Raw genomic sequence first — 15,740 nt, forward strand, 5'->3', positions numbered from 1 at the left:
CCGCAAAGGATCGTCTATTACGGAATTATCTGCTACGGTCTCTCCTGTCGACCTAAGACGGGAGAGACCATGTCTACTGTGCTCACATCGCGCTGGACCGCGCTGGGCGTGCTGTCCGCGACGGGATTGATGACGATCCTGGACGGCAGCATCGTGACCGTGGCGATGCCGGCCATCCAGCGGGATCTGGACTTCTCGGCCGCCGGGCTGAGCTGGATCGTCAACGCGTACCTGATCCCCTTCGGCGGCCTGCTGCTCCTGGCGGGCCGGCTGGGCGACCTGATCGGGCGGCGGGCGATGTTCCTGGCCGGGAACGCGATCTTCACCGCCGCCTCCGTGCTGGCGGGCGCGGCCACCGATGCGAGCCTGTTGATCGCCGCCCGGTTCCTGCAGGGGGTGGGCAGCGCGCTGGCCTCGGCCGTGGTCCTGGGCATCCTGGTGACGCTCTTCACCGACCAGGCCGAGCGCGGGAAGGCGATCGCGATCTTCAGCTTCACCGGGGCGGCCGGCGCGTCCATCGGCCAGGTCGTGGGCGGCGTGCTCACCGACGCGCTGAGCTGGCCGTGGATCTTCTTCATCAACGTGCCGATCGGGCTGGTCACGATCCTGCTCGCGCTGCCGGCGCTGCCCGCCGACCGCGGGGCCGGCCTGTCCGCCGGCGCCGACGTCATCGGCGCCCTGCTGGTGACCTCCGGGCTGATGCTGGGCATCTACACCATCGTCAAGGTCGAGGAGCACGGCTGGCTCGCCGCCCACACCCTCGGGCTCGGCGCGCTCTCGCTCGCCCTGCTCGGCGCCTTCGTGGCCCGGCAGGCCACCGCGAAGACCCCGCTGATGCCGCTGCGGATCCTGCGCTCGCGCAACGTCGCCGGCGCGAACCTCGCCCAGATGCTGAGCCTGTCCGGGATGTTCGCCTTCCAGGTGCTCGTCGCGCTCTACATGCAGCGGGTCCTGGGGTACGGCGCCCTGGAGACCGGCCTGGCGATGCTGCCCGCCGCGGTGGGCATCGGCACGATCTCGCTGTTCGTCTCCGCCCGGCTCAGCGCCCGCTTCGGCGCCCGTACGGTGCTGCTCGCCGGCCTGGTGCTGCTGGTGGCGGCGATGCTGCTGCTCACCCGGGTCACGGTGGACGCCGGTTACCTCACCCACCTGCTCCCGCCCATGCTGCTGATCTCGGGCGGCGGGCTGGTGCTGCCCGCGCTGGCCACGCTGGGCATGTCCGGCGCCAGGGACAGCGACGCGGGACTGGCCTCCGGCCTGTTCAACACCACGCAGCAGGTGGGCATGGCCATCGGCGTGGCGGTGCTGTCCACGATGGCCGCCTCGCGCACCGGCGAGCTGCTGGCGACCGGAGCGGGCGAGGCCGCCGCGCTCACCGGCGGGTACCGGCTCGCGTTCGCCATCTCCGCCGGGCTGCTGCTGGCGGCCTTCGCGGTGGCGCTCATCGTCCTGCGCCGGTCCGCCGCCGGCGGCGACCTGCCCTCCGGCACGCAGTCGCAGTCGCCGTCGCTGGAGACCTCCGCGACCTCCTGAACGCCGCCCGCTCAGGCCCGGCACGCCCCTGGCGCGCCGGGCCTGAGCTTTTCCGGAGCCTCCTCCCGGATGCGCGCACCAGGTTTCGGCAAGGTTTCGGACTCTTGACAGGAGAGGGGCCGCGCCTCAGTATCTTCACCACTAACTTTATTCCTAAAGAAAGTCCTCTTACATGGCAGGCACGGACCGCGGCGACCTCACCAGGACGGCCATCCTCGCCCTCCTGGGCACGGTCGGCCCGCTGAGCCGCAGCGAGATAGCCCGCGAGCTCGACCTCAGCCCCGCCACCGTCACGCAGCTCACCAAGGAGCTCATCGGGCACGGCATGCTGGAGGAGCTGGACCTGAAGCCGTCACGCGGCGGCCGTCCGGCCCAGCGGCTGGGGCTGGTGGGCAGCGCCGGCCGGGCGCTCGGGGTGAAGGTGACGGCCGACCACCTGGTGCTGGTGGACGTACGGCTCGACGGCGAGGTGCTCGGCTCCTGGGAAAGACCCCACGACCCGTCGGCGCCCGACGCGCTGGAGCACCTGGCGGACGCGGTGGAGTCCGTGGTCCGCGAGATCTCCGGCGTGCCGCCGCTGCTGGGTGTCGGGGTCGGGGTGCCGGGCAGCGTGGACGACCAGGCCGTCGGCACCGTCAACGCGCCGACGCTCGGCTGGCAGGCCATGCCGGTGGGAGAGCGGCTGCGCCGCCGGCTCAACCTGCCCGTCCTGGTCGAGAACGACGTGAACGCGCTGGCCGCGGCCGAGCGCCTGTACGGCCGGGGGCGTACGCACAGCGACTTCCTCGTGCTGACGATCGGGCGCGGCGTCGGCGCGGCGATCGTCGCCGGCGGCCGGGTCTACCGGGGCGCGCGGGGCGGCGCGGGCGAGTTCGGCCACCTGCAGGTGGACCCCGAAGGGCCGCCCTGCGGGTGCGGTGCCCGGGGGTGCCTGGAGGCGTTCGTCGGCTCGGCCGGGCTGCTGGCCACCGCCCGCGCCAGGAACGCCCTGGCCCAGGAGACCGGCCGGCCGGGCGCGGACCTGGCACGGGCGGGGGTGCGTGACCCGCTCGGCGCGGTGGCCGCGCTCGGCCGGGCCGCGGCGGACGGCGACGTGGCCGCGCGGGAGGTGTTCGCCGAGGCCGGGGCGATCCTGGGCCGCGCCACGGCGGGGCTGATCAACGTGGTGGACCCGGAGGTCGTGGTGGTGCTCGGCGAGGGCACGGCCGACTGGCCGCTGTGGCGGACCGGCTTCGAGCCGGCCCTGCGCGCGCAGTTGTACCCGGGGCGGCGCGACATCTGCGTCGAGGTGGAGAGCTGGGACGACACGAGCTGGGCGCAGGGCGCGGCGGCCCTGGTGCTGGCCACCCCGTTCGACTCCGCCGGAGCGGCGGGCGAGCAGGGCCGCCTGGTCCGCGCCCGCCTGATCGGGGCCGGCGCATGAACGCCCACCCGCCCCGCGCCCGCTCGGTCCTCCCCCGCCCGGTCCGGTCCCACCTGATCGGAGGCGGCTCGTGAGCGTCCGGCAGGCCATGCCCCAGGCGCCGCCCGAGGCGCCGGCCGGCCACGCGCGCCCGAAGCGGCGCGGCGGGTGGCGTTACGCCGGCACGGTCGCGCTGTTCCTGCTGCCGAGCCTGGTGCCGCTGACCCTCTACACGCTGATCCCGATGGTCGGGTCGTTCTGGACCAGCCTGCACGAGTGGGACCTCATCACCGAGATGCGCTGGGTGGGCCTCGGCAACTACGTCGAGCTCATCGGCGATCCCGACACCCGGGCCGCGTTCCTGCACACGCTGTACTTCATCGCCGGGTACCTGCCGCTGGTCTACCTCGGCGGCCTGGGCCTGGCAGTGCTGCTCAACCGGGCGATGCCCGCGCGCGGACTGCTGCGCGGCGTGTACTTCCTGCCCGTGATCACGAGCTGGGTCGTGGTCGCGCTGATGTGGAAGTGGCTGCTCAACCCGGCCAGCGGCATCGTCAACTGGGCGCTCGGCCTGGTGGGCGTGAGCGGGCCCGGCTGGTGGACCGATCCCGACTGGGCGATGCCGTCGATCATCCTCGCCTCGGCCTGGAAGGACCTGGGGTTCGTGATGATCATCCTGCTGGCCGGGCTGCAGGCGATCCCCCGGGAGTACCAGGAGGCCGCCATGGTGGACGGCGCGACGGCCTGGCGCAGGTTCCGGCACATCACGCTGCCGCTGCTGTCGCCCTCGACGTTCTTCGTGGTGGTGATCTCGCTGATCAACGGCTTCCAGGTGTTCGACCAGGTCCAGATCATGACGGGCGGCGGGCCGGGCGGCGCGACGCAGGTGGTGGTCTCGCAGATCTACGACCTGACCTTCCGCTACGGCCGGGCCGGCGCCGCCTCGGCGCTGTCGTGGCTGCTGTTCGCGCTGGTGCTGCTGGTGACGATCGTGCAGATCCGCGGCCAGAAGAGGTGGGTGACCTATGGGTAAGGTCCTGCGGTACCTGCTGGTGGGGATCGGCGCGCTCGTCATGCTGTTCCCGTTCGGCTGGGCGGTGATCACCTCGATCACGCCGAGCGACGCCGTGTTGTCCGTTCCACCCGACTTCACCCCCGAGGGTGCGAGCCTCGACGCGTACGGGCGGCTGCTGGAGACGCTGCCGTTCTGGCGGATCGTGCTCAACAGCGCCTGGATCGGCGCCGCCTCCACCGCGTTGCAGCTCCTCACCAGCGCGATGGCGGCCTACGCGTTCGCCAGGCTGCCCTTCCCCGGGCGGGGCGCGCTGTTCGCGGTCTACCTCGCGACGCTGATGATGCCGCTGCCGGTGCTGGTCGTGCCGCTGTTCATCGAGATGCGCGCGTTCAACCTGGTCGACACGTACTTCGCGCTGCTGGCGCCGACGATCGCCTCGGCGTTCGGCGTGTTCCTGCTGCGGCAGGCCATCAACCAGGTGCCCAGGGAGTTCGACGAGGCGGCCGTGCTCGACGGCGCCGGGCATTTGCGCATCTTCCTGTACGTGGTGCTGCCGCTGATCCGCCCGGCCCTGGCCACGTTCGCCATCTTCGGCTTCATGGCGAGCTGGAACAGCTACCTCTGGCCGCTGATCATCATCAAGTCGCCGGAGTTCATGACCCTGCCGCTGGGCCTGGCGACCCTGCACGGCCAGTTCACCACGCAGTGGGACGTGGTGATGGCGGGCTCGGTCGTCAGCGTCGTCCCGATCCTCATCCTGTACGTCTTCGCGCAGAAGCATGTCATCGCCAGCGTCGCGCAGAGCGGGCTCAAGTAAAGGAATCCCCCCATGTCACGACACATCAAGATCGCCGCTGCGGTCGCGGCGGCCTCGTTGCTCGCCACCGCCTGCTCGCAGGGATCGGCCACCAGGGGCACCACCGCCGAGGCCGGCGGCAAGGTGACGCTGCGGTACTTCACCTTCTCCGCCGCGCCCGACCACGTGAAGGATCTCGACACGATCGAGAAGGCCTTCGAGAAGGAGAACCCGGACGTGGACGTGGTCGTCGAGACCGCGCCCTTCGACCAGTACTTCACCAAGCTGCAGACCAGCATCGCCGGCGGCACCGCGCCCGACACGTTCGAGCTCAACTACGAGAACTTCGTCACCTACGCCAGCGCCGGCTCCCTGCTCGACCTCGGCACGGTGGCGGGCGACATGGACACCTCGGTGTACGCGCAGGAGTCGCTCAACGCCTTCAAGCGGGACGGCAAGCAGTACGCGCTGCCCGCCTCGTTCTCCACGGTCGTGCTCTTCTACAACAAGGACCTGTTCGACAAGGCCGGCGTGCCCGTCCCGACGGCGGACTGGACGTGGCAGGACGAGCAGGCTGCCGCCGAGAAGCTGACCGACAAGAAGAAGGGCGTGTACGGCGACTTCCAGCCGGTGCAGTTCTTCGAGTTCTACAAGACGCTCAAGCAGGCGGGCGGCGAGTTCCTGTCGGCCGACGGCAAGAAGTCCGCCTTCAACAGCCCGCAGGGCGTCAAGGCCGCCACCTGGCTGGTGTCCAAGGTGGGCAAGACGATGCCGACCGAGGCCGAGATCGGCGGCACCGCCGACTACGACACCAACCTGTTCAAGTCCGGCAAGCTCGCCATGTGGCACAACGGCATCTGGCAGTTCGCCGGGCTGAAGGACGTGCCCTTCGAGTGGGACGTCGTCGTCGAGCCGGGTGACTCGGCCAAGGCCAGCGCGGTCTTCCACAACGCGGTGGCGGCCTCCTCCACGACCAAGCACGGCAAGCAGGCGTGGGCCTGGGCCCGGTTCCTGTCGGCGTCCGGCACCGCGGCCACCACGCGCATCCAGTCGTCGTGGGAGCTGCCGCCGATCTCCGACCAGCAGGTGCTGTCCGGCTACCTCAAGGATCCGAAGCCGGCCAACCGGCAGGCGGTCTTCGACTCGCTCAAGTCCATCGCGCTGCCGCCCGTGATCAAGCGCCAGCAGGAGATGCAGGACGCGGTGACCAAGGAGCTCAGCGAGGCCGCGGCCGGGCGCAAGAGTGTCGAGGACGCGCTCAAGGCGGCCGCCACCGAAGTCGACGCGCTGCTCGGCTAGCCGTTCCCTTTCTTCGCTTCCTACGCATTCAGGAGAGATTCGTTGTCCCTCGTCGCGCACAGCCTCGACGTGATCAAGAGTTTGCAGGCGCCTTCAGGGGCCTATCCGGCCTCGCCCACCTTCTCCGCCTACCGCGGCTACTCCTGGCTGCGCGACGGCGCGTTCATCGCCGAGGGGGTGAGCAGGCACGGCGACGTGGCCGGCGCGGACGCCTTCCACGCCTGGTGCGCCCGGGTGGTCGGTGACCGCGCGGGCCAGGTGGACGTGCTGGTGTCCCGCGCTGGGCGCGGCGAGGCGGTCACGGCGGCCGAGATGTTGCCGACCCGCTTCACGCTGGACGGCGTGGACGGCGACGACGACTGGTGGGACTTCCAGCTCGACGGCTACGGCACGTGGCTCTGGGCGCTGCGCGAGCACGTCGTACGGCACGGCAGGGCGGTGCCCGGGGTCGAGAAGGGCGTCAGGACGGCGGCCCGCTACCTGACCGCGTTCTGGCAGGTGCCCTGCTACGACTGGTGGGAGGAGCACGTCGAGCACCGCCACGTGGCGACGCTCGGCTCGATCCACGCGGGCCTGCGGGCCGCCGTCGCGCTCGGCGTGCTGAGCGCGGCGGAGTCGGCGGCGGCGGCCGAGGCCGTCGAGGGCATCGCCGCGCTTGTGGCGCGCGAGGGCCTCAGCGGTCAGGGCGACGGTGGTCAAGGCGACGACGGGCAGACCGCCAGAACGCCCAGCGCCGGTGGGCCGGGCGCCCGTGGGCCGGGCGCCGGTGGAAGGCGGCACCTGCGCAAGTGGCTCGGCAGCGACGCCGTGGACGGCAGCCTGCTGGCCTGTGTCGAGCCGTTCGGGCTGTACCCGGCCGGGCATCCGGTGGGCGAGGCCACGGTCGCCGAGGTCGAGCGGCAACTCGCCCGCGATGGCGGCGTGTACCGCTACCTCGACGACACCTTCTACGGCGGCGGGCGGTGGCTGCTGCTCGCCGGGTTCCTCGGCTGGAACCACGCCCGCGCCGGGCGGCGGGACGAGGCCGTGCGTTACCTGGAGTGGATGGCGGCGCAGGCGACGCCCGAGGGCGACCTGCCCGAGCAGGTGTCGGACCTGCTGCTGGCCCCCCACCGGCGGCAGGAGTGGCTGGAGCGGTGGGGCCCGGTGGCCACGCCGCTGCTGTGGTCGCACGGCATGTACCTGATCCTCGCCGACGAGCTGGGGGTGGCGGCGTGATCCGGCACCGGCCCCATGGTTCGGGGCATCCGTACGCGGAGACGGAGGACCAGCGCGTCCCGGCCAGGCCGCTGGACGGCGAGAGCGTGGAGCTGCGGGTGCGCGCGTCGGCGCGGGTCGTCTCCGTCGTGTGCGACTGGTCCGTGGACGGGGCCGCGCCCGCCGAACTCCCCCTGTCCAGGCGGGACGCCCCAGCGCGGACCGGCCCGGCAGAAGGAACCGGCGCAGCAGAAGAGGGCGGCGCGGCGGGAGAGGCTGTCGCAGCGGGAGAGGCTGTCGCGGCGGAAGGGGCCGGCGCGGCAGGAGCCGTGGACGGCGGGCACCTGGCCGCCGCCCAGGCACGCGCCGCCCGCGCCGCCGCCGGCTCCTGGGCCGTGCGCACCCCCTCCCTGCGGGCCGGCAGCCGCTACGCCTACCGTTTCCGGGCGACGGCGGCCGACGGCGCGACCCGTGCCACCAGGTGGTTCGAGGTGACGGCGGCGAGCTGGACGGACACGGGCGGCAAGCTGGAGGTGACAGGCACCGACCGGGTGGTGCCGGGCAGCGTGCGCTGGCTCGCCGACGGCGACGGGCCGCTGCGCGTCCGCTTCGAGCTGGCGCTCGGCCCCGAGGAGCACGTGGTGGGCTTCGGCGAGCGGTTCGACGCCGTGGACCAGCGGGGCCGCGCCCTGGACGCGGTGGTGTTCGAGCAGTACAAGGCGCAGGGCCGGCACGGCCGCACGTACCTGCCGATGCCGTACGCGATGGTGGCCGGCGGCCCGGCGAGCTGGGGCTGGCACGTGCGCACCTCGCGGCGCACCTGGTACGACGTGGGCGCGTCGCGGCCGGGCAGGATCGTGGTCGAGGCCGAGACCGGCCCGGACGGCGAGCTGGGCGTGCGCTTCTACGACGGCGAGCGCCCGGCGGACGTGCTGGGCGCCTTCCTCGGCGACGTGGGTCGCCCGGCCGAGCTGCCGGAGTGGGTGTTCCGGCTGTGGGCCAGCGGCAACGAGTGGAACACCCAGGAACGCGTGCTGGCCGAGATGGACCGGCACCGCGAGCACGGCATCCCGGTGGGCGCGGTGGTCATCGAGGCGTGGAGCGACGAGACGACGTTCACGGCGTTCCGCGGGGCCGAGTACGAGCCGTCGCAGGAGCCGCACCGGCTGGCCGACTACACCTTCCCCGCCGGCGGGCCGTGGCCGGATCCCAAGGGCATGGTGGACGAGCTGCACCGCAGGGGCGTCAAGGTGCTGCTCTGGCAGATCCCGCTGCAGAAGATGCGCCCGCACCCCCGCCACCAGGCGGCCGTGGACGCCCGGCAGCTCGTCGAGCGCGGGTACGGCGTGCGCGAGGCCGACGGCCGGCCCTACCGGAATCGGGGCTGGTGGTTCCCGCTGGCGCTCATGCCCGACCTTTCCTCTCAGGAGGTCCGCGACTGGTGGACGGCCAAGCGCCGCTACCTGGTCGAGGAGGTCGGCATCGACGGGTTCAAGACCGACGGCGGCGAGCACGCCTGGGGCCACGACCTGCGGTACGCCGACGGGCGTGACGGCGCGGCGGGCAACGGGCTGTTCCCCGTGCACTACGCCCGCGCGTTCGGCGACCTGCTGCGTGCCTGCGGCAAGGCGCCGGTGACGTTCAGCCGGGCCGGGTTCGCGGGCTCGCAGCCGCACGGCGCCTTCTGGGCGGGCGACGAGGACTCGACCTGGGAGGCGTTCCGCTCCTCGATCAGGGCCGGGATCACGGCCTCGGCCTGCGGGATCGTCTACTGGGGGTGGGACCTGGCCGGCTTCTCGGGGCCGGTGCCGGACGCCGAGCTGTACCTGCGGGCGGCGGGAGCCTCGGCCTTCATGCCGATCATGCAGTACCACTCCGAGTTCAACCACCACCGCACGCCCATCAGGGATCGCACGCCCTGGAACGTGGCCGCCCAGACCGGGGACGAGCGGGTCGTCCCGGTGTTCCGGCGGCTGGCCGAGCTGCGGGAGCGGCTGGTGCCGTACCTGGCCGAGCAGGCGCGGGCGGCGACGGCCGGCGGGGCGCCGCTGATGCGCGGCCTGTTCTTCGACCATCCGGACGACCCGGAGGTGTGGCGGCATCCGCTGCAGTACCAGCTCGGCGACGCGCTGCTGGTCGCGCCCGTGACGGAGCCCGGTATCACCGAGGCGTCCGTCTACCTCCCCGGGAAGGAGGGCGGCTGGGTCGACGTCTGGACCGGGCGCGAGCTGGCCGGCGGGCGGACGGTGAGCCTGCCCGCACCGCTCGACCGCCCGCCCGTGTTGTGCGCGGCGGAGCACTGGACCCGTCTCTCCCCCGTGTTCACCGTTTGAGAGGAGCCCACCCCATGAGCCGGTTACGGTCGGTCGCCACCGTCACGGCGCTCGTCCTGCTCGCGTCCCTGGTCACCGCCCCCGCGTACGCCCTGGATGGCGTTCACCACAACCCGACCGGAATCGACGACCTCTACTCCACCGAGCCGACCGAGCGGATCCCGCGCGACCCGATGGCCGGGGAGCCGGTCCAGATCAACGCGACGACCTGGCCGGTCGAACCCGGCCAGACCGTCTGGGTCACCTGGACCAGGAACGGGGTGGCCCAGACCCCGGTGGGCGCCGCCTGGGACCACAACAGCGGCAACAACAGCTACTGGAGGATCGGCCTCGGCCCGTTCGCCCGCGGCGACCGGATCTCCTACACGGTCCACGCCGACGTGAACGGGGGCGGGCAGAAGAGCACCGGCCCGTTCGCGTTCACGGTCACCTCGTGGAGCACGGTGACGGACGTGACGGGGTTCGTGAACAACGGCACGTCGGTGGACGTCATGACCGGTGACAGCGCGGGGAGCTTCACGCCGAAGATCCGCTTCGCCTTCCCCGCGCTCGACCGGTTCCGCACGCAGATCGCCCCCAGCGGCTCAGGTCTGAACATCTCCGGCGTCTCCGGATACACGGTGACGAACTCGGCGAGCACGGTGACGATCGCCACGAGCTCGCTCGTCCTGAAGATCCAGAAGTCGCCGTACCGGCTGTCGGTCTACAAGGGCGACGGCACGACGCTGATCACCCGCCAGTACGACCCCGCCACGTTCCGCAACATCGGCTGGGCCAGCGACGGCGCCACCACGATCACGAAGATCGAGGACCACTTCCTGTCGCCGCCCGGCGAGCGCTTCGAGGGCTTCGGCGAGCGTTACGACCGGCTCGACCAGCGCGGCACCGACGTGCACAACTACGTCTACAACCAGTACCGGGACCAGGGCGCCACCCGGCGCACGTACCTGAGCGTGCCGTTCTTCCTGAACTCGGCCGGGTACGGCGTGCACGTCACCGGCACCCGCTACGCGATCTTCAACCTGGGCACGCACCTGAGCGACCTGGCCGGCTTCACCGTGGACACCGGCGGCGGGCTGGACTCGACGCTCGACTACCACTTCTTCGCCGGCACCCCGGCTGAGATCGTGGACGACCACACGGCGGTCACCGGGCGGCCCCAGCTCCCGCCGAAGTGGGCGTTCGGGGTGTGGATGTCGGCCAACGAGTGGAACACCCAGGCCGAGGTGACCGCCGAGCTGGCGAACGTGGAGACGTACAAGATCCCGCACACCGCGATGGTGCTGGAGCAGTGGAGCGACGAGGCCACGTTCTACGTCTGGCACGGCGCCACGTACACGGCCAAGCCCGGCAGCGGCAAGCTGGCGTACGCGGACCTGACGTTCCCGGCGGGCAGCGCGTGGCAGGACCCGAAGGCCATGGTCGCGAACGCGCACAGCAAGGGGATCAGGATGATCCTCTGGCAGATCCCGGTGTTCAAGGAGAACTTCGACAGCAACCCGCCCACCGCGCCGCAGCAGCACCTCAACGACAAGGCGTACGCGCAGGCGCAGGGATACGTCGCCAGGAACGCGACCAACGGCCCCTACCGCATCCCGACCGGCCAGTGGTTCGGCGACAGCATGATCCCCGACTTCACCAGCGCGGCCGCGGCGAACTGGTGGATGAGCAAGCGCGACTACCTCCTCGACGAGGTCGGCGTGGACGGCTTCAAGACCGACGGCAGCGAGGCCGTCTTCGGCAGGGGCGTGCAGTTCGCCGACGGCCGCAAGGGCGACGAGATGCACAACGCCTACCCGGGCAGCTACACCGGCGCCTACAACGCCTACGTCAGGGGCAAGAAGCCCGAGGGCACGATCTTCAGCCGGGCGGGCACGACCGGCGCCCAGACCACGTCGATCTTCTGGGCGGGTGACCAGAACTCCAGCTTCACCGCCTTCCAGGAGGCGGTGCGGGCCCAGCTCAGCGCGGGGCAGTCGGGGGTGCCGTACACGGCGTGGGACCTGGCGGGGTTCACCGGCGACTTCCCCGGCGCCGAGCTGTACCTGCGCTCGGCGGCGCAGGCCACGTTCTCGCCGATCATGCAGTACCACTCGGAGAAGGCCAGCCCCGGCGTCTCCGAGGCCCGCACGCCGTGGAACGTCCAGGCCCGCACCGGGAACACGAGTGTGGTGCCCACCTTCCGCACGTTCGCCAACGTGCGGATGAACCTGATCCCGTACCTCTACACCGAGGCCAAGGCGAGCTCCACGACGGGCGTGCCGATGATGCGGGCCATGAGCTTCGCCTTCCCCGGCGACGCGGCGGCGGCGGGGCACGACCAGCAGTACCTGTTCGGCTCGCAGCTCCTCGTGGCGCCGATCACCACGCAGGGCGCCACCGCCAAGAACGTCTACCTGCCGGCGGGCGAGTGGTACGACCTGTGGAACGGCGGCCGCTTCACCGGGCCCGGCACCAAGACCTACCACGCCGCCCTCGACACCATCCCGGTCTACGCCAGGCCGGGCGCGATCGTGCCGCTCAACCTCAACGCCGACTACCAGCTCGGCGGCGAGATCGGCAACAGCGTGGACACGTACCCGAACCTGACCTTCCGCATCTATCCCTCGGGCTCGACGTCGTACGCCTACTTCGAGGACTCCGCGAACGCCACCCGCACGATCACCTCGGCCGAGAACTGGGCCGCGCACACGGTGGCCGTCACGGTGCCCGCGCTCACCACGACCAGCACGCTGCAGGTCGCGAGCACGAAGCCGGCCTCGGTGACCGGCGCGACCGCGCGGGCGAGCCTCGCCGCGCTCAAGGCCGCGTCCGAGGGCTGGTGGTGGGACCCGGTGCAGCAGCTCACCCACGTCAAGCTGGCGAGCGCCGCCGCCGGTCGCACCGTCACGCTCAACGGCGTGGACAAGGCGGCCTACGAGTCCGAGTTCGCCACCGGCACCGGCACCTCCACCAACACCGACCACGCCGGCTACACCGGGACCGGCTTCACCGACGGCTTCGCCACCTCCGGGGACGCGGTGACGTTCCACGTCAAGGCGGACGCGGCGGGCAGCCACCGGCTCGCGTTCCGCTACTCCACCACGGTGGCCGCCACCCGGACGGTCTACGTGGACGGCGTCGCCGCGGGCACGCTCTCGCTGCCCGCCCTGCCCGACTGGGACACCTGGGGCACGGCCACGCTGACCACCTCGCTCACCGCCGGCGCCCACACCGTCAAGATCGCGTACGACGCCTCGAACACCGGTGGGATCAACCTCGACAACCTGGTGGTGGCCCGGCCATGACAACACGTGCGATCGTCCTCCTGACCGCTCTGTTCCTGCCGCTGCTGGTCGCGCCGCCCGCCGTGGCGGCGGTCCAGCGGGTGCAGTTCACCAGCGGCTCCACCTACCTGATCGTCGAGTTCCTGGACGACGACCTGGTGCACTTCGAGCTGGCCGGCGGCACGTCCCCGGGCACCGGTTCGCCCCTGTTCACCACGCCGCAGGTGGCCAAGACGGACTACACCGGGCCTTCCAGCTTCAACCAGTCGGGCGACACGCTCACCACGGCGGCCATGAAGGTCGAGGTGACGGCCGGAACGCTGTGCGTGAAGGTGTCCGACCCGGCCCGGCTGCTGTACGAGGCGTGCCCGCGCAACCTGGCCCAGGCGTGGAAGGGCCTGACGATCACCAAGGGCTCGATGCAGCACGCGTACGGGCTGGGCGAGCAGTTCTTCACGGGCGGCAGCGCCGACGGCGACTGGGTGGGCCGCACCCGCACCCCGGGCGGCCCGTACGGCAACGCCATGGTCTACGACGGCGACAACGGCCCGGTGGGCAACGCCCAGATCCCGGTCCTGTTCGCGGTCGGCGCCGCGAACCTCAACTACGGGCTGCTGCTCGACCAGGTCTACAAGCAGGAGTGGAACCTGACCGGCGACCTGTGGACGGTCGACACCTGGGGCGACCAGCTCAGGTGGTACACGATGACCGGCCCCGACCTGCCCGACCTGCGCAAGGACTACATGGAGCTGACGGGCCGGCCGCCGGTGCCGCCGAAGAAGGCGTTCGGGATGTGGGTGTCGGAGTTCGGCTACGACAACTGGGCCGAGATCGACAACCGGCTCTCCGGGCTGCGCGCGGCGAAGTTCCCGGTGGACGGCTTCGTCCTCGACCTGCCGTGGTTCGGCGGGGTGACGGCCGGCTCCGACAACACCAGGATGGGCTCCCTCACCTGGGACACCGCCGCCTTCCCCGACCCGTCGGCCACCATCGCCGACTTCCAGGCGAACAAGGGCGTCGGCCTGATGACGATCGAGGAGTCCTACGTCGGCAGGAACCTGCCCGAGCACGCCGACCTGGCCTCCCGCGGGTATCTCGTCCGGGCCGGGTGCGCGGCGTGCGCGCCCGCGTACCTGACCACCAACGACTGGTGGGGCCGGGGCGGCATGATCGACTGGACCCAGGACGCCGCCGGCGACCACTGGCACGCCGTCAAGCGCCGGCCGCTGATCGACGCCGGGGTGCAGGGCCACTGGCTGGACCTCGGCGAGCCGGAGATGTACGACGCCGGCGACTGGACCGCCGGCGTGCTGCCCGGCAAGCACGCCCACGCCGACTACCACAACGTCTACAACCTCAAATGGGCCGAGAGCATCGCCCGCGGCTACGCCTCCGGCGCCAAGCGCCCGTTCATGCTGGCCCGCTCCGGCGCGGCGGGCATGCAGCGGCACGGCGTGGCCATGTGGTCGGCCGACATCGGCTCCAGGCTGACCGCGCTGGCCCAGCAGCAGAACGCGCAGCTGCACATGTCGATGTCGGGCATCGACTACTACGGCTCCGACATCGGCGGCTTCCGCAGGGAGATGCTGAACTCCGACCTGAACGAGCTCTACACGCAGTGGTTCGCCAACGGCGCCTGGTTCGAGGTCCCCGTCCGCCCGCACACCGAGAACCTGTGCAACTGCGCGCAGACCTCTCCGGACAAGATCGGCCATACGGCCAGCAACCTCGCCAACCTCCGGCAGCGCTACGAGCTGACGCCCTACTACTACTCGCTGGCCCACCGGGCCCACCTGTTCGGCGAGCCCGTCGTCCCGCCGCCCGCGTACTACCACCAGAACGACCCGAACCTGCGCGAGGCCGGCCACGAGAAGCTCATCGGCCGCGACCTGCTGGTCGCGGTGGTGGCGGGCGCGGGCGAGCGCGAGCGGGACGTCTACCTCCCCGCCGGCACCTGGTACGACTACGCCACGGGCGAGAAGCTGACCAGCACCGGCCAGTGGTTCACCGGCCGGCCGCTGTGGGTGAACGGCGTCTTCCGGCTGCCGGCCTTCGCCCGGGCGGGCGCGATCCTGCCCAAGATGCACGTGGACGACAAGACCATGAACGTCACGGGCAAGCGGACCGACGCCACCACCAGGAACGAGCTGATCGCCCGCGTCCACCCCGACGCCGCCGCCACCAGCTTCACGCTCTACGAGGACGACGGGGCCTCGACGGGGTACCGGACCGGCGCCGTCCGGACGACGCAGATCAGCCAGCAGCTCACCGGCGGCACCGCGACCGTCACGGTCGCCGCCTCCAGCGGCACCTACCCCGGCGCTCCGGCCAGCAGGCAGAACGTCGTCGAGCTCGTCACCGACACCCAGGCCTCGGCCGTCACGCTGAACGGCGCCCCGCTCACCCAGCACGCCACCAAGGCCGCCTTCGACGCGGCGGCCAGCGGCTGGTACAACGCGGGCGGCAACCTCGTCGTCGCCAAGTCGGCGGGCACGGCCGTCACGACGGCCAGGACGTTCGCGTTCACGCTCGGCCAGGCGCCCGTGTCGGCCACGTTCACCTGCCACAACGGCACCACCACCCCCGGCCAGTCGGTCTACGCGGTCGGCAGCGCGCCGCAGCTCGGGGCGTGGTCGGTGGCCTCGGCGGTCAAGCTGTCACCGGCCGCCTACCCGACCTGGACGGGCACGATCGGCAAGCTCCCGCCGGGCACCACGGTCGAGTGGAAGTGCGTCAAGCGGCAGGAGGCGAACTTCCCCGACACCGCCGACCAGTGGCAGCCCGGCGGCAACACCGTGCTCACGACGCCGGCGAGCGGCAGCGCCGGCACCACGACCGGCACGTTCTGACCGACGGCTCGCGATGGGCCGGGGGGTAGCGCCGCCCCTCCGGCCCGTTC

General features: G+C 71.7%; 9 protein-coding genes. All 9 read left to right on the top strand.

Going from position 1 to position 15,740, the window contains the following annotated elements; translation table 11 throughout:
* Positions 1 to 69: 69 nt before the first annotated feature.
* The 9 genes from AB0I79_RS57005 to AB0I79_RS57045 all read left to right on the top strand — a co-directional run bounded on the left by AB0I79_RS57005 (position 70) and on the right by AB0I79_RS57045 (position 15,690).
* Positions 70 to 1,533, top strand: a complete 1,464-nt coding sequence (locus tag AB0I79_RS57005; RefSeq protein WP_357893326.1) for an MFS transporter — start codon at positions 70 to 72, stop codon at positions 1,531 to 1,533.
* Positions 1,534 to 1,705: 172 nt separating this feature from the next.
* Positions 1,706 to 2,956, top strand: coding sequence for an ROK family transcriptional regulator (locus AB0I79_RS57010; protein ID WP_357893328.1), 1,251 nt, complete (start codon positions 1,706 to 1,708; stop codon positions 2,954 to 2,956).
* A gap of 70 nt (positions 2,957 to 3,026) precedes the next feature.
* The gene (locus tag AB0I79_RS57015) at positions 3,027 to 3,968 is read left to right on the top strand and encodes a sugar ABC transporter permease (RefSeq protein ID WP_357893330.1); all 942 of its coding nucleotides are present in this window, start codon (positions 3,027 to 3,029) and stop codon (positions 3,966 to 3,968) included.
* Complete coding sequence (locus AB0I79_RS57020; protein ID WP_357893332.1) at positions 3,961 to 4,767, top strand: carbohydrate ABC transporter permease; 807 nt, start codon at positions 3,961 to 3,963, stop codon at positions 4,765 to 4,767. Before AB0I79_RS57015 ends, AB0I79_RS57020 begins: the two co-directional genes overlap by 8 nt.
* A 12-nt stretch (positions 4,768 to 4,779) precedes the next feature.
* Positions 4,780 to 6,045: a sugar ABC transporter substrate-binding protein gene (locus tag AB0I79_RS57025; protein ID WP_357893334.1), complete on the top strand. Its 1,266-nt coding sequence runs from the start codon at positions 4,780 to 4,782 to the stop codon at positions 6,043 to 6,045.
* Between the two features lie 42 nt (positions 6,046 to 6,087).
* The gene (locus tag AB0I79_RS57030; protein ID WP_357893336.1) at positions 6,088 to 7,263 is read left to right on the top strand and encodes a glycoside hydrolase family 15 protein; all 1,176 of its coding nucleotides are present in this window, start codon (positions 6,088 to 6,090) and stop codon (positions 7,261 to 7,263) included.
* The gene (locus tag AB0I79_RS57035) at positions 7,260 to 9,575 is read left to right on the top strand and encodes a TIM-barrel domain-containing protein (protein ID WP_357893338.1); all 2,316 of its coding nucleotides are present in this window, start codon (positions 7,260 to 7,262) and stop codon (positions 9,573 to 9,575) included. The genes AB0I79_RS57030 and AB0I79_RS57035 overlap by 4 nt, the downstream gene beginning before the upstream one ends.
* A 14-nt stretch (positions 9,576 to 9,589) precedes the next feature.
* Complete coding sequence (locus AB0I79_RS57040; RefSeq protein ID WP_357893340.1) at positions 9,590 to 12,862, top strand: TIM-barrel domain-containing protein; 3,273 nt, start codon at positions 9,590 to 9,592, stop codon at positions 12,860 to 12,862.
* On the top strand, positions 12,859 to 15,690 hold the full coding sequence (locus AB0I79_RS57045; RefSeq protein ID WP_357893342.1) for a TIM-barrel domain-containing protein: 2,832 nt from the start codon (positions 12,859 to 12,861) through the stop codon (positions 15,688 to 15,690). Before AB0I79_RS57040 ends, AB0I79_RS57045 begins: the two co-directional genes overlap by 4 nt.
* Positions 15,691 to 15,740: the final 50 nt, after the last annotated feature.

This window comes from Nonomuraea sp. NPDC050202 (assembly GCF_040656115.1).
In the GTDB taxonomy this organism is placed as follows: domain Bacteria; phylum Actinomycetota; class Actinomycetes; order Streptosporangiales; family Streptosporangiaceae; genus Nonomuraea.

What these genes read in the sequence shown, in the direction of transcription:
- AB0I79_RS57005 (WP_357893326.1), top strand. Translation starts at nt 70, where the DNA reads ATGTCTACTGTGCTCACATCGCGCTGGACCGCGCTGGGCGTGCTGTCC.
- AB0I79_RS57025 (WP_357893334.1), top strand. Translation starts at nt 4,780, where the DNA reads ATGTCACGACACATCAAGATCGCCGCTGCGGTCGCGGCGGCCTCGTTG.
- AB0I79_RS57010 (WP_357893328.1), top strand. Translation starts at nt 1,706, where the DNA reads ATGGCAGGCACGGACCGCGGCGACCTCACCAGGACGGCCATCCTCGCC.
- AB0I79_RS57020 (WP_357893332.1), top strand. Translation starts at nt 3,961, where the DNA reads ATGGGTAAGGTCCTGCGGTACCTGCTGGTGGGGATCGGCGCGCTCGTC.
- AB0I79_RS57040 (WP_357893340.1), top strand. Translation starts at nt 9,590, where the DNA reads ATGAGCCGGTTACGGTCGGTCGCCACCGTCACGGCGCTCGTCCTGCTC.
- AB0I79_RS57045 (WP_357893342.1), top strand. Translation starts at nt 12,859, where the DNA reads ATGACAACACGTGCGATCGTCCTCCTGACCGCTCTGTTCCTGCCGCTG.